Source organism: Streptomyces sp. HUAS 31 (genome assembly GCF_028198125.1).
Lineage (GTDB): Bacteria > Actinomycetota > Actinomycetes > Streptomycetales > Streptomycetaceae > Streptomyces > Streptomyces chartreusis.
The window spans coordinates 960,281-974,037 of the sequence record NZ_CP116353.1 but is presented as its reverse complement, the minus strand read 5'-3'; the positions used below and the strand labels follow the sequence as shown (position 1 = coordinate 974,037).

Below are 13,757 nucleotides of genomic sequence, written 5' to 3'. Positions count from 1 at the left end.
TCAGCCCAGGAAGCCCATCCGGTGGCTGATCTCCTCGGCGCCCTTGAGCAGCACCGGGGAGAGCTCGTGCATACGGTCCTCGGTGAGCCGGTAGGCGGGGCCGGAGGCGCTCAGCGCGGCGATGACGTCGCCGTCGCGGTTGCGGACCGGAGCGGCCATCGCGTGCAGGCCGATCTCCAGCTCCTCCAGGGTGATGGAGTACTTGCGCTCGCGCGTCTCAGCGAGGTTCTTCTCCAGCTTCGTCTTCGCGGTGATGGTGCGCGCCGTGACCTTCTTCAGGCCGGTCTCCGACAGCAGCGCCGTCCGCTCCTTGGTCGGCAGGTACGCCAGCAGGATCTTGCCGCTCGACGTGGCGTGCAGGGGGGTCAGCTGGCCGACCCAGTTGTGGGCGGTGATGGCTCCGGGACCGCGCACCTGGTACAGGTTGATCGCGTACTGCTCCTGCATCACGGCGATGTTGACCGTCTCGCCGAGCTCCTCGGCCAGGCGCTCGCAGATCGGGCGGCCCTGCTGGGTGATGTCGATACGGCCGGTGACCGCGCCGGCCAGGCGGACGATGCCGAAGCCGAGCCGGTACTTGCCCCGCTCGCCGGCCTGTTCCACGAGGCCACGCGACTCCAGGGCGCCGAGCAGACGAAACGCGGTGGACTTGTGGACGTCGATCTCGGCCGCGACCTCGCTCACGCCCGCTTCGCCACGCTGGGCGAGGATCTCCAGCACGCTGATCGCCCGGTCCACCGACTGGACGCCGCCGGCCTGCGAATTCGACGTTTCTGTGTCATGGCTGTAGTTGCTCACAGTGAAACTATACGCGTAGTAAACAACATGGCCGCAAGTAACCGGGTCGCAACAAAGACGTTCGAAGTTGCGTTGTTCGCAACCTGGTGCGTATAGCGGGACCGGTCTAGCATGCCACGCGTATCGACGGCGCAAGCGAGACGAGGCACCATGGCTTCCCTGCAATACGACTTCGTCATCGTCGGTGGCGGCTCGGCCGGCAGCGCACTGGCGAACCGGCTCTCGGCGGACCCCGCGAACCGGGTGCTCGTGCTGGAGGCGGGCCGGTCGGACTATCCGTGGGACGTCTTCATCCACATGCCCGCGGCGCTGACCTACCCCATCGGCAGCCGGTTCTACGACTGGAAGTACGAGTCCGAGCCCGAGCCCCACATGGGCGGCCGGCGCGTCTACCACGCCCGCGGCAAGGTGCTCGGTGGCTCCTCCAGCATCAACGGCATGATCTTCCAGCGCGGCAACCCCATGGACTACGAGCGCTGGGCCGCCGACCCCGGCATGGAGACCTGGGACTACGCGCACTGCCTGCCGTACTTCCGGCGGATGGAGAACTGCCTCGCCGCCGACCCCGACGACGAGTTCCGCGGCCACGACGGCCCCCTCGTGCTCGAACGCGGCCCCGCCTCCAACCCCCTCTTCGGCGCCTTCCTCAAGGCCACCGAGGAAGCCGGATACGCCCCCACCGACGACGTCAACGGCTACCGGCAGGAAGGCTTCGCAAAGTTCGACCGCAACGTCCACCGCGGACGCCGGCTGTCGGCCTCGAAGGCGTACCTCAAGCCCGTCCGCAAGCGCCCCAACCTCACGGTCAAGACGCGTGCCCTGGTCACCCGAGTCCTGTTCGAGGGCAAGCAGGCCGTCGGCGTCGAATACCAGCGCGGCAAGGGCGCCCCGCAGCAGGTCCGTGCCAAGGAGATCATCCTCTGCGGCGGCGCGATCAACTCCCCGCAGTTGCTGCAGCTTTCCGGCGTCGGCAACGCGGAGGAACTGCGTGCCCTCGGCATCGACGTCGTGCACGACCTGCCGGGCGTCGGCGAGAACATGCAGGACCACCTCGAGGTCTATATCCAGTACGCCTGCAAGCAGCCCGTCTCCATGCAGCCGTACCTGGCGAAGTGGCGCGCCCCCTTCATCGGCCTGCAGTGGCTGTTCCGGAAGGGCCCGGCCGCGACGAACCACTTCGAGGCCGGCGGCTTCGCCCGCAGCAACGAGGACGTCGACTACCCCAACCTGATGTTCCACTTCCTGCCGATCGCGGTCCGCTACGACGGCTCCGTGCCCGCGGGCGGACACGGCTACCAGGTCCACGTGGGCCCCATGTACTCCGACGCCATCGGCTCCGTGAAGATCAAGAGCAAGGACCCGCGCGAGCACCCGGCCCTGCGCTTCAACTACCTCTCCACCGAGCAGGACCGCCGCGAGTGGGTCGAGGCGATCCGGGTGGCCCGCAAGCTCCTCAACCAGCCCGCGCTCGCCGCCTATAACGACGGGGAGGTCTCGCCCGGACCGTCCGTCGAGACGGACGAGGAGATCCTCGCCTGGGTCGCCAAGGACGGCGAGACCGCTCTGCACCCGTCCTGCACCTGCAAGATGGGCACCGACGAGATGTCCGTCGTCGACCCCACCAGCATGCGGGTGCACGGCGTGGAGGGCCTCAGGGTCGTCGACGCGTCGGTGATGCCGTACGTCACCAACGGCAACATCTACGCCCCGGTGATGATGGTCGCCGAGAAGGCGGCCGACCTGATCCTCGGCAAGGAGCCGCTCGCCCCGTCGAAGGCCGCGTACTACCGCCACCGGGACGCGCAGAAGCAGGCGGAGCGCTAGTTGGCCGCCGCGGGACTGAGGGCGCTGCTGGAATGCGTCCGCTACGAGGTGCTGCCCGCGAGGGCGACCGAGGACAAGGTCCTCGCCCATGTGCCGCGCGACGTCGTCGTCACCGTGACGGCGTCGCCGGTCAAGGGCCTGGAACCCACCCTCGACCTCGCCGTACGCCTCGCCACGCACGGCTACCGGGTCGTCCCGCACGTGCCGGCCCGGCTGCTGCGCGACGACCTGCACCTTAAGGAGGTCGCGGGCCGGCTCGGCGAGGTGGGCATCGACGACGTCTTCGTCCCGGCGGGCGACGCCGACCCGCCGGCCGGGGCCTACGAGGGCGCCCTGCCGGTGCTGCGCAGGCTGACCGAGCTGGGCAGGCCCTTCGCCCGCGTCGGTGTCACCGGCTACCCGGAGAGCCATCCCCTCATCCACGACGACGTCACCGTCCAGGCCATGTGGGACAAGCGCGAGCACGCCACGTACATCGTGAGCAACCTCTGCTTCGACCCGCGGGTGCTGGGGGAGTGGATCGGCCGGATACGCCACCGGGACATCGCCCTGCCGCTGTACGTGGGGGTGGCCGGGCCGGTGCAGCGGGCGAAGCTGCTGGCCATGGCAACGAAGATCGGGGTGGGGGAGTCGACGCGCTTCCTGACGAAGCACCCCTCGTGGTTCCTGAGGTTCGCGACGCCCGGTGGGTATGCACCCGAGAGGCTCCTGACCCGCGCCGAGGGGGCACTGACCGTCCCCTCGGCCACAGTGGCGGGCCTGCATCTGTTCACCTTCAACCAGATCGCCGAGACCGAGCGATGGCGCCGCGCCCTGCTGGACCGCCTCGGCGACTGAACCGGGAGAGGCATGGCGGCCGACAGCGACTGGCAACTGACCCGAACCTTCAGCAGTACGTCCGGTGCCGTCCGCTGGGACCGGCTGGGCCCGCCCGGCGGGCCACCGGTCGTCCTGCTGCACGGCACGCCCTTCTCCTCCTACGTCTGGCGTGCCGTCGCCCGCTCGCTCGCCCGCGAGTACGACGTCCACGTCTGGGACATGCCCGGCTACGGCAGCTCCGAGAAGGCCGAGGGCCAGGACGTGTCCCTGGCCGCCCAGGGCCGCGTCCTCGGCGAACTGCTGGCCCACTGGGAGCTCACGGAGCCGCTGGTCGTCGCCCATGACTTCGGTGGCGCCGTGGCTCTGCGGGCCCATCTGCTGCACGGTGCCCGCTACCGGGCCCTCGCCCTGGTCGACCCGGTCGCCCTGGCCCCTTGGGGCTCCCCGTTCTTCCGGCTCGTCGGCGCCCACGCCGACGTCTTCGAACGGTTGCCGCCCGCACTGCACGGCGCCCTGGTGCGCGAGTACGTCGCCTCCGCGAGCAGCCCGGGCCTGCGCCCCGACGTCCTCGACCGGCTCGTCGAGCCCTGGCTGGACGACACCGGCCAGGCCGCCTTCTACCGGCAGATCGCCCAGGCGGACCAGCGCTGCACCGACGAGATCCAGGGCCGCTACGGCGGGATCGGCACCCCCACGCTGATCTGCTGGGGCGAGGACGACACCTGGATCCCGATCGCGAAGGGGCGCGAGCTCGCCGCTCTCGTCCCGGGCGCGCGGTTCGAACCGATCGCCGGCGCGGGACACCTCGTCCAGGAGGACGCCCCCGCGCAGCTCACGGCAGCCCTGCTCGGCTTCCTCCAGCGGCACCGGTGACAGGGCGGACGGGACGCGGGGGCCGTATACGACGAGGGCGGGACCGGATACCCCGGTCCCGCCCCTCGCCGCGTCCGCTCAGCGGAAGACCACCGTGCGGTTGCCGTCCACCATCACGCGGCTCTCGCTGTGCCACTTCACCGCGTGCGCGAGCACCTGCGCCTCGACGTCCCGCCCGACGGTGACGAGCTCGCCCGGGTCGAGCGAGTGGTCCACGCGGACCACGTCCTGCTCGATGATCTGCCCCTCGTCCAGATCCGGCGTCACATAGTGCGCTGTGGCGCCGACCAGCTTCACGCCGCGGGTGTACGCCTGCTCGTAGGGGCGGGCGCCCTTGAAGCTGGGCAGGAAGGAATGGTGGATGTTGATCGCGCGGCCCTCCAACTGCTTGCACAGGTCGTCGGAGAGGATCTGCATGTAGCGGGCAAGTACCACCAGGTCGACGTCCAGTTCGCGCACCAGCTCCAGCAGCCGTGCCTCCGCCTCCGCCTTGGTGTCCTTGGTGACCGGGACGTGGTGGAAGGGGATGCCGTACGTCTCGGCGAGTCCCTCGAAGTCCCGGTGGTTGGAGACGATCGCCGGGATCTCGATGTTGAGCGCGCCGGTGCGCCGGCGGAACAGCAGGTCGTTCAGGCAGTGCCCGAACCTGGACACCATGATCAGGGTCCGGGTCGGGGTGGCGGCGTCGGTCATGGTCCAGGTGATGCCGTGGGCCTGGGCGACGGGGCCGAACCGGTAACGCAGGTTTTCCAGATCGACGTTCGGATCCGAAACGTCGAAGTGAACCCTCATGAAGAAACGGTCCTGGAGCCGGTCGTCGAACTGCTGGCTTTCCAGGATGTTGCCGGAGTTCCTGACGAGAAAGCCGCTCACTGCGTGGACCAGTCCGGCGCTGTCCGGGCAGGAGAGAGTAAGGACGTACTCACGGCCGGGTTGCGGTCGAGGGGACATGTGCGGCCTCCGTCGGTGCGCATTGCACAACATGGTGAGCGATACGCAACATGGTCGGGTCGCCACCCCTCCCGGTCAAGGGTGGGGAGGGCAAGTGATCGCATGACTGAATCGTCATCGGCGAACCCCTTGACGGCTGTCTGGACATTCGCCAGGGTGTTCCACCACAAGCAATCGGGTGCATGATGCGCAACGAATTTCTGTCGAAAGGCTCGGCGCGTGGCAGACCTGTATGTGGATGGCGAATGGCGGGATCCGGTGGCCGGCGGAAGCCGGGAGATCCGGTGTCCCGCTGACGGCACGCTCTCGGCGACCGTCTCCGAGGCGACCCGCCCCGACACCGAGGCCGCGATCGCCGCCGCCCGCCGTGCCTTCGACGCGGGGCACTGGCCGAACACCCCCGAACGGGAGCGCGGCGCGCTGCTGCTGCGCACCGCCGACATCCTCGAACGCGATGCGAAGGACTTCGCCCGTGCCGAGTCCCTGGACACCGGCAAGCGTGTGGTGGAGAGTGAGTACGACATCGCCGACGTCGTCTCCTGCCTCCGCCACTATGGCGGCCTCGGCGGAACCGAGGCCGGCAGGGTCATCGACACCGGCCGTGACGACGCCGTAAGTCGCGTCGTTTACGAGCCGGTTGGGGTGTGCGGCCTGATCACCCCGTGGAACTACCCACTGTTGCAGGCCAGTTGGAAGGTCGCCCCGGCGCTCCTGGCCGGGAACACCATCGTCCTCAAACCGAGCGAGCTGACCCCCTCCACCTCCGTCCTGCTGATGAGGGCGCTGGAGGAGGCCGGGGTCCCGGCGGGCGTCGCCAATCTCGTCCTGGGCGCGGGACCCGAAGCGGGCGCGCCGCTGTCCGAGGACCCCCGTGTCGACATGGTCTCTTTCACCGGCGGCCTCGACACCGGCAGACGCATCATGGCCACCGCCGCGTCGACCGTGAAGAAGGTCGCCCTCGAACTCGGCGGCAAGAACCCCAACGTCGTCTTCGCCGACGCGGACTTCGAGACGGCCGTCGACTTCGCCCTCACCGCGGTCTTCCTGCACTCGGGCCAGGTCTGCTCGGCAGGCGCCCGGCTGATCGTCGAGGACTCCCTGCACGACCGCTTCGTCGACGAGGTCGTCCGCCGGGCCCGGCAGATCCGCCTCGGCGGCCCCTTCGACCCCGACGCCGAGACCGGGGCGCTGATCTCCGCACAGCACCTGGCGAAGGTCGAGGCCTACGTCGCCTCCGGGCTCGCCGAGGGCGCCGTGCTGCGCTGCGGCGGCACGCGGCCCGACGACCCCGCGCTGGGACGCGGCCACTACTACCTCCCCACCGTGCTCGACGAGTGCCGGCAGGACATGAGTGTCGTCCACGAGGAGTCCTTCGGGCCCGTGCTCACCGTGGAGCGCTTCACCGACGAGGACGACGCCGTACGCATCGCCAACGACACCGAGTACGGACTCGCCGGAGCCGTGTGGACCCAGGACGCGGGCAGGGCCCAGCGGGTCGCCCGGCGGCTGCGCCACGGCACGGTGTGGATCAACGACTACCACCCCTACGTGCCGCAAGCGGAATGGGGTGGCTTCGGGCACTCGGGCGTGGGCCGGGAGCTGGGCCCGACCGGCCTGAACGAGTACCGAGAGCCCAAACACATCTGGCAGAACATCCAACCCCGGCCGCAGCACTGGTTCCGCGGCTGAACGCCGAAATGAGGTCGAACGTGACCACTCAGACCGAGGTGCCGCAGCGGCGCGGCACGCCCCAGGACTCGGGCTCCACCCCGGTCATCTCCGTGCGCAGGCTGTGGAAGGTGTTCGGGCCGAAGGCCGACCAGGTGCCGGACTCCGAGGAGTTGTGCGGCCTCACCCGCCGCGAGCTCATGGACCGCACGGGATGCACCGCCGCCGTACGTGACGTCCACTTCGACGTCTCGCCCGGCGAGGTCTTCGTCGTCATGGGCCTGTCGGGCTCCGGCAAGTCCACCCTGGTGCGATGTCTCACCCGGCTGATCGAACCCACCGCGGGCGAGATCGTCTTCGAGGGCGAGGACATCCGCCAGGCCGACGCGGCACGCCTGCGCGATCTGCGGCGAAGCAAGTTCTCCATGGTCTTCCAGCACTTCGGTCTGCTGCCCCACCGCCGCGTCGTCGAGAACGTGGCGTTCGGTCTGGAGATCCGGGGCATGAGCAGGGCCGAGCGCACCAAGCGCGCCCAGGAGGTCGTCGAACTCGTCGGCCTCGCGGGCTACGAGAACTCCTACCCCGACCAGCTCTCCGGCGGCATGCAGCAACGCGTGGGCCTGGCCCGGGCGTTGGCCGGCGACCCCGACGTGCTCTTCTTCGACGAACCGTTCTCGGCGCTCGACCCGCTGATCCGGCGCGACATGCAGAACGAGGTCATCCGACTGCACCACGAGGTCGGCAAGACCATGGTGTTCATCACCCACGACCTCTCCGAGGCCCTCAAGCTGGGCGACCGCATCCTCATCATGCGCGACGGCAAGATGGTCCAGTGCGGCACCGGCGACGAACTCGTCGGCGCCCCCGCGGACGACTACGTCCGCGAGTTCGTCAAGGACGTCCCGCGCGGCGACGTGCTGACCCTGCGCTGGATCATGCGCCCGCCGGCCGACGGCGACGCCCTCGACGGCCCCGAACTCGGCCCGGACGTCGTCGTACGGGAAGCCACCCGGGCCGCGCTGGCGGCCGACAAACCGGTCAAGGTCGTCGAGGACGGCAAGCTGCTCGGCATCGTCGGCGACGAGGAGATCCTCGCGGTGGTCGCCGGGACGGAAGGCGGCGCGTGATGACCGTCGCGATGGAGAAACCGGAGAAGACGGCACCCGTGGAGGAGCCGCCCGCTCCGGCCGTGACCGGACGCAGGATCAGCCGGTCCATGGCGGTCGGCGCGATCCTCGTGCTCTGGCTGGTGCTGTTCGCCGTACTGCGCGGAAAGCACACCCTGACCCTCGCGGCGGCCGACCTCACCGATCTGCACCGCTGGTTCAACGACGTCAACGACTCGATCGGCGCGGACCGCAACTCCAACCCGCTCTTCCTCTACTTCTTCAACGAGATCCGCTTCGTCATCGACTCCCTGGTGACCTTCGTGCAGGAGCTGATCTCGCAGCCGGGCGTCGGCCGTCCCGTCCCGCAGATCGGCTGGCTCGGTGTCGTCGGCATCGTCGGCTACGTCTCCTGGGCCGTGGGCAACTGGCGGGTCGCGCTGCTGGCGGTGGCCGGCTTCACCTTCCTCGGGCTCCAGGGCCTGTGGCAGGAGAGCATGGACACGCTCGCGCTGACCGTGTCCGCCGTCTTCGTGGCGCTGCTGTTCGCGATCCCGCTCGGGGTCTGGGCGGGGCTGTCCGACCGGTTCAACCGGATCATGACGCCCTTCCTGGACTTCATGCAGACGATGCCGACCTTCGTCTACCTGGCCCCGCTGACCCTGTTCTTCCTCATCGGCCCGGCCTCCGCCACCATCGCCACGCTCATCTACGCGGCGCCGCCCGCGATCCGGATCACCGCACACGCCATCCGCTCCGTGCCGACGACCACGGTCGAGGCGGCCGACTCGCTGGGCGCCACCCGCCGGCAGGCGCTGACGAAGGTGCTGCTGCCGATGTCCAAGCGGACCGTCGTCATGGGCGTCAACCAGACCATCATGGCCGCCCTGGCCATGGTGACCATCGCCGCCCTGATCGACGCGCCCGGCCTCGGCAAGACCGTCGTCCAGGCCCTCCAGTCGCTCGACGTGGGCACCGCCTTCAACGCCGGTCTCGCGATCGTCGTCATGGCCATCGTGCTCGACCGCGTCACCACCGCCGCGAGCGGCCGCGAAGAGGCGGCCCGGAACTCGAAGAACCGTTTCCTGACGTGGCGTCGCCCCCTGCTCGGCGCGGGAGCGGCAGCCGCCGCGGTCCTCGTCTACCTCTCGCACACCTATGTGTGGGCGGCGGAGTTCCCCGGCGAGGGAGGCGTGGGCAGCGCCATCTCCAGCGGCGCGGACAGCGTGACGACCTGGGCGCAGGACAACCTGTCCGGGCTCACCAACGCCTTCCGCGACGCCATCACCAACGGTCTGCTCAACCCCTTCCAGACGCTCCTCACCGACTCCCCGTGGTGGCTCGTCGGCGCGGCCCTGATCGCGCTCGCCGTGGTCCTCGGGGGCTGGCGCGCGGGCATCACCACGGCCGTCTGCGTGGGCCTGCTCGTCGGCACCGGCGTCTGGTCCGACAGCATGACGACGCTGGCGTCGACCGTCGTCGCCACGGTCCTGGTGATGCTGCTCGGCATCGCCTTCGGCGTGTGGATGGGACGCAGCGCGCTGGTCGACCGGCTGCTGCGGCCCAGCCTGGACGCGGCACAGGTCATGCCGCCGTTCGTGTATCTCGTACCGTTCCTCGCGCTGTTCGGCGCGACCCGCTTCACGGCGATCGTCGCCGCCGTCGTCTACGCGGCCCCCGTCGCCATGAAGATCATCGCGGACGGGGTCCGGAACGTGCCCGCCACCACCGTGGAGGCGGCCAACGCGGCCGGGTGCAACACCTGGCAGATCATCACCAAGGTCCAGCTGCCGATGGCGCGCAGCGCCCTCACGCTCGCGACCAACCAGGGCCTGATCTACGTCCTCTCGATGGTCGTGGTCGGCGGTCTGGTGGGCGCGGGCGCCCTCGGCTACGACGTCGTGGCCGGTTTCTCGCAGGGCCAGCTGTACGGGAAGGGGCTCGCCGCGGGGCTCGCCATCGTCCTTCTCGGCGTCATGTTCGACCGGATCACTCAGGCAGCGGCTCGCCGCACCAGCGCATAAGGAGCACCACACCATGGCAAGACACTGGCGAGCCGGCGCGGCCGGACTGGCCGTCCTCGGCCTCACCCTCACCGCCTGCGGCGGTGCGAAGGTCGGCGACGACTCCGCGGGGTCCGGCGGCTCGGGCGACTCCGGCAAGTGCGGCACCTTCAACCTCGCGGTCAACCCGTGGGTCGGCTACGAGGCCAACGCGGCCGTCGTCGCGTACGTCGCGGAACACGACCTCGGCTGCAAGGTCAACTCCAAGGACCTCAAGGAGGAGATCGCCTGGCAGGGCTTCGGGACGGGCGAGGTCGACGCCGTCATCGAGAACTGGGGCCACGACGACCTGAAGAAGAAGTACATCACCGACCAGAAGACGGCCCTGGACGCCGGCCCGACCGGCAACAAGGGGCTCATCGGCTGGTACGTACCGCCGTGGCTGGCCAAGGCGCACCCCGACATCACCGACTGGAACAACCTCGACAAGTACGCGGCCGAGTTCAAGACCTCCGAGTCGGGCGGGAAGGGCCAGCTGCTCGACGGCGACCCGTCGTTCGTCACCAACGACGAGGCGCTGGTGAAGAACCTGAAGCTGGACTTCAAGGTGGTGTACGCGGGCAGTGAGACCGCCCTCATCCAGGCCTTCCGCAAGGCGGAGAAGAACAAGGAATGGGTGATCGGCTACTTCTACGAGCCGCAGTGGTTCATGTCCGAGGTGCCGCTCGTCAAAGTCAAGCTGCCCGAGTACAAGGACGGTTGCGACGCCGACGCGGAGAAGGTCGACTGCGACTACCCCGTATACGAACTGGACAAGATCGTCAGCGCGAAGTTCGCCAAGTCCGGCAGCCCGGCCTATGACCTGGTGAAGAACTTCACCTGGACGAACGACGACCAGAACGTCGTGGCGAAGTACATAGCCGTCGACAAGATGGCCCCCGAGGCGGCGGCCAAGAAGTGGGTCGAGGCCAACCGCGACAAGGTGGAGGCCTGGATCAAGTAGGCCCTTCACGGATGCCCGGTGGGTGGTGCGAGCGGACGCGCACCACCCACCGGGCATTGCTGTTTTCCGGGCCGTTCCCCGACGTCAGCGGACCTCTTGACACCCACCTGCACGGCAGGCACATTGAGTTGCGCAACCTGAGTCATGTTGCGCAGAAAGCAACTCAACCGGAGGTGCGGCGATGGCGGGACCCCGAGTGGTCATCATCGGAGCGGGAGTCGTCGGTGCGGCGCTCGCGGACGAGATCTCCGCGCGCGGCTGGACCGAAGTGACCGTGGTCGACCAGGGTCCGCTCCCCGCCACCGGGGGCTCCAGCTCGCACGCCCCGGGCCTGGTCTTCCAGACGAACTCCTCCAAGACCATGACCGAACTGGCCCGCTACACCGTCGAGAAGTTCTGCTCCCTCGACGTCGACGGCAAGCCCTGCTTCCTCCAGGTCGGCGGCCTCGAAGTGGCCACCAGCCCCGAGCGCCTCACGGAACTGCACCGCCGCCACGGCTGGATCACGGCCTGGGGCATCGAGTCCCGGCTGCTCACTCCCGACGAGTGCGTCGAGCAACACCCCCTGGTCGACCGCGACAAGGTCCTCGGCGGCCTCCTCGTCCCGACGGACGGCCTCGCCAAGGCGGTCCTCGCCGTCGAGGCCCAGATCCGCCGGGCCACCGAGCGCGGAGTGCGCTTCCTCGCCCGCCACGAGGTCCTCGACGTGCTGAAGGCCGACGGCGAGGTGACCGGCGTCCTGACCGACCAGGGCGAGATCCCCGCCGACATCGTCGTGTGCTGCGCCGGCATCTGGGGCCCGAAGATCGCCCGCATGGCCGGCATGAACCTCCCGCTCACACCGCTCGCCCACCAGCTCGCCTGGACCGGCCCCGTCCCGGCCCTCGCCGGGCAGACGCAGGAGGCGGTCCGCCCGATCCTGCGCCACCAGGACGCCGACCTCTACTACCGCGACCGCTTCGACGGCATCGGCATCGGCTACTACGGCCACCGCCCGATGCCCATCACCGCCGACGAGATCCTCTCCGTGGACGAGGCCGACGAGATGCCGTCCGTCCTGAAGTTCACCGAGGAGGACTTCGAGCCCGCCTGGTCCGAGACCCAGTCCCTCCTCCCCGCGACCCGCGAGGCGAAGGTCGAGGAGGGCATCAACGGCCTGTTCTCCTTCACCACCGATAACTTCCCCCTCGTCGGGGAGTCCCCGGACGTCAAGGGCTTCTGGGTCGCCGAGGCCGTCTGGGTCACCCACTCCGCGGGCGTGGGCCGGGCGCTGGCCGAGTGGCTGGTCGACGGCCACTGCTCGTCGTTCGACCTGCACGAGTGCGACGTCAACCGCTTCGAGCCGCACCAGCTGTCCCCGGAGTACGTCCTGGCCCGCGACTGCCAGAACTTCGTCGAGGTCTACGACATCCTCCACCCCCTCCAGCCCTCCGGCGCCCCGCGCCCGATCCGCACCAGCCCCTTCCACCCCCGCCAGCAGGAGCACGGCGCCTTCTTCCTGGAGGCGAACGGCTGGGAGCGACCGCACTGGTACGAGGCCAACGCGACTCTGGTCGAGGGCCGCAACATCCCGACCCCCAACGACTGGGCCGCGCAGTTCTGGTCGCCCATCGTCGGCGCCGAGGCACAGGCCACCCGCGAGACCGTCGCCCTGTACGACATGACGGCCCTCAAGCGCCTGGAGGTGAGCGGCCCCGGCTCCGCAGACCTCCTGGAGCGCCTGTGCACCGGCAAGGTCGCCAAGTCGGTCGGCTCGGTCACCTACACGCTCCTCCTGGACCACGACGGCGGCATCCGCAGCGACATCACCGTCGCCCGCCTCGGCCGCGATCTCTTCCAAATCGGCGCCAACGGCAACCTCGACCTCGACTGGTTCACCCGGCACCTCCCCGCCGACGGCACCGTCCAGGTCCGCGACATCACGCCGGGCACCTGCTGCATCGGCCTGTGGGGCCCGCTCGCCCGCAAGGTCCTCCAGCCCCTGACGGACGAGGACTTCACCAACGACGGCCTGAAGTACTTCCGCGCCAAGCGGGCCTACATCGGCAGCGTCCCGGTGACGGCGATGCGGCTGAGCTACGTCGGCGAACTCGGCTGGGAGCTCTACACCACCGCCGACCAGGGCCTGAAACTCTGGGACACCCTCTGGCGGGCCGCGGAGCCCCTCGGCGGTGTCATCGCCGGCCGCGGCGCCTTCAACAGCCTCCGCCTGGAGAAGGGCTACCGCTCCTTCGGCACCGACATGACCTACGAGCACGACCCCTACGAGGCCGGCGTCGGCTTCGCCGTCAAGCTCGACAAGGACGACTTCATCGGCAAGGAGGCACTGGAGCGCCGCAAGGCCGACGTGCGGCGCAGGCTGACCTGCCTCACCATCGACGACCCATGGTCGGTCGTCCTGGGCAAGGAGCCGGTGTACGACGGCGAGCAGGCCGTCGGGTACGTCACGAGCGCCTCGTACGGCTACACGATCGGCAAGGGGATCGCCTACGCGTGGCTGCCGGCGGAACTCGCCGTTCCCGGCCGGACCGTGCACATCGGCTATTTCGACCGGCGCGTCGAGGCGGTCGTCGCTCAGGAGCCGTTGTTCGATCCGACGATGTCCCGCCTTCGTGGCTGAGTTGCGGCGACCGGCTGCGGGTGCGTCGTGGCTGGTCGCGCAGTTCCCCGCGCCCCTGAGGAAGCTGCAGTTCCCCCATACGAAGGAGTGCC

Annotated in this window: 10 protein-coding genes; 8 read left to right on the top strand and 2 right to left on the bottom strand. The window is 69.4% G+C overall.

Annotated elements, in window-relative coordinates:
- Nucleotides 1–798, bottom strand: coding sequence for an IclR family transcriptional regulator (locus tag PGH47_RS04045; RefSeq protein WP_030967265.1), 798 nt, complete (start codon nucleotides 796–798; stop codon nucleotides 1–3).
- Nucleotides 799–948: 150 nt separating this feature from the next.
- Between PGH47_RS04045 and betA the strand changes: the two genes are divergently transcribed.
- Genes betA through PGH47_RS04030 form a run of 3 tightly spaced genes read left to right on the top strand, consistent with a single transcriptional unit; the run spans nucleotide 949 to nucleotide 4,314 of the window.
- A complete protein-coding gene (gene betA, locus PGH47_RS04040) occupies nucleotides 949–2,622 on the top strand; it encodes a choline dehydrogenase (protein ID WP_271662259.1) in 1,674 nt (557 codons plus the stop codon).
- Entirely contained in the window at nucleotides 2,623–3,459 is an 837-nt protein-coding gene (locus tag PGH47_RS04035) for a 5,10-methylenetetrahydrofolate reductase (RefSeq protein WP_271662258.1), read from the top strand.
- 12 nt (nucleotides 3,460–3,471) lie between these two features.
- Entirely contained in the window at nucleotides 3,472–4,314 is an 843-nt protein-coding gene (locus PGH47_RS04030) for an alpha/beta fold hydrolase (RefSeq protein ID WP_271662257.1), read from the top strand.
- A gap of 78 nt (nucleotides 4,315–4,392) precedes the next feature.
- On the opposite strand, the gene purU is transcribed toward PGH47_RS04030, so the two are convergent.
- On the bottom strand, nucleotides 4,393–5,265 hold the full coding sequence (gene purU / locus PGH47_RS04025) for a formyltetrahydrofolate deformylase (RefSeq protein WP_271662256.1): 873 nt from the start codon (nucleotides 5,263–5,265) through the stop codon (nucleotides 4,393–4,395).
- A 219-nt stretch (nucleotides 5,266–5,484) separates the two neighbouring features.
- Between purU and PGH47_RS04020 the strand changes: the two genes are divergently transcribed.
- The 5 genes from PGH47_RS04020 (at nucleotide 5,485) to PGH47_RS04000 (ending at nucleotide 13,665) form a co-directional block, all read left to right on the top strand.
- The gene (locus PGH47_RS04020) at nucleotides 5,485–6,954 is read left to right on the top strand and encodes an aldehyde dehydrogenase family protein (protein WP_271662255.1); all 1,470 of its coding nucleotides are present in this window, start codon (nucleotides 5,485–5,487) and stop codon (nucleotides 6,952–6,954) included.
- 20 nt (nucleotides 6,955–6,974) lie between these two features.
- Nucleotides 6,975–8,060 (top strand): quaternary amine ABC transporter ATP-binding protein, encoded by a 1,086-nt coding sequence (locus tag PGH47_RS04015; protein WP_271662254.1) that lies wholly within the window; start codon nucleotides 6,975–6,977, stop codon nucleotides 8,058–8,060.
- Nucleotides 8,060–10,063, top strand: a complete 2,004-nt coding sequence (locus PGH47_RS04010) for an ABC transporter permease (protein ID WP_271662253.1) — start codon at nucleotides 8,060–8,062, stop codon at nucleotides 10,061–10,063. The genes PGH47_RS04015 and PGH47_RS04010 overlap by 1 nt, the downstream gene beginning before the upstream one ends.
- A 13-nt stretch (nucleotides 10,064–10,076) precedes the next feature.
- Nucleotides 10,077–11,045: an ABC transporter substrate-binding protein gene (locus PGH47_RS04005; protein WP_271662252.1), complete on the top strand. Its 969-nt coding sequence runs from the start codon at nucleotides 10,077–10,079 to the stop codon at nucleotides 11,043–11,045.
- A 181-nt stretch (nucleotides 11,046–11,226) separates the two neighbouring features.
- Nucleotides 11,227–13,665 carry a GcvT family protein gene (locus PGH47_RS04000; protein WP_271662251.1) on the top strand — a complete coding sequence of 813 codons (2,439 nt, stop codon included), beginning with the start codon at nucleotides 11,227–11,229 and terminating at the stop codon, nucleotides 13,663–13,665.
- The last annotated feature ends 92 nt before the right edge of the window (nucleotides 13,666–13,757 follow it).

Excerpts from the sequence above, each read along its gene's own strand:
- betA (WP_271662259.1), top strand. The coding sequence starts at position 949 with ATGGCTTCCCTGCAATACGACTTCGTCATCGTCGGTGGCGGCTCGGCC.
- PGH47_RS04030 (WP_271662257.1), top strand. The coding sequence starts at position 3,472 with ATGGCGGCCGACAGCGACTGGCAACTGACCCGAACCTTCAGCAGTACG.
- purU (WP_271662256.1), bottom strand. The coding sequence starts at position 5,265 with ATGTCCCCTCGACCGCAACCCGGCCGTGAGTACGTCCTTACTCTCTCC.
- PGH47_RS04010 (WP_271662253.1), top strand. The coding sequence starts at position 8,060 with ATGACCGTCGCGATGGAGAAACCGGAGAAGACGGCACCCGTGGAGGAG.
- PGH47_RS04005 (WP_271662252.1), top strand. The coding sequence starts at position 10,077 with ATGGCAAGACACTGGCGAGCCGGCGCGGCCGGACTGGCCGTCCTCGGC.
- PGH47_RS04000 (WP_271662251.1), top strand. The coding sequence starts at position 11,227 with ATGGCGGGACCCCGAGTGGTCATCATCGGAGCGGGAGTCGTCGGTGCG.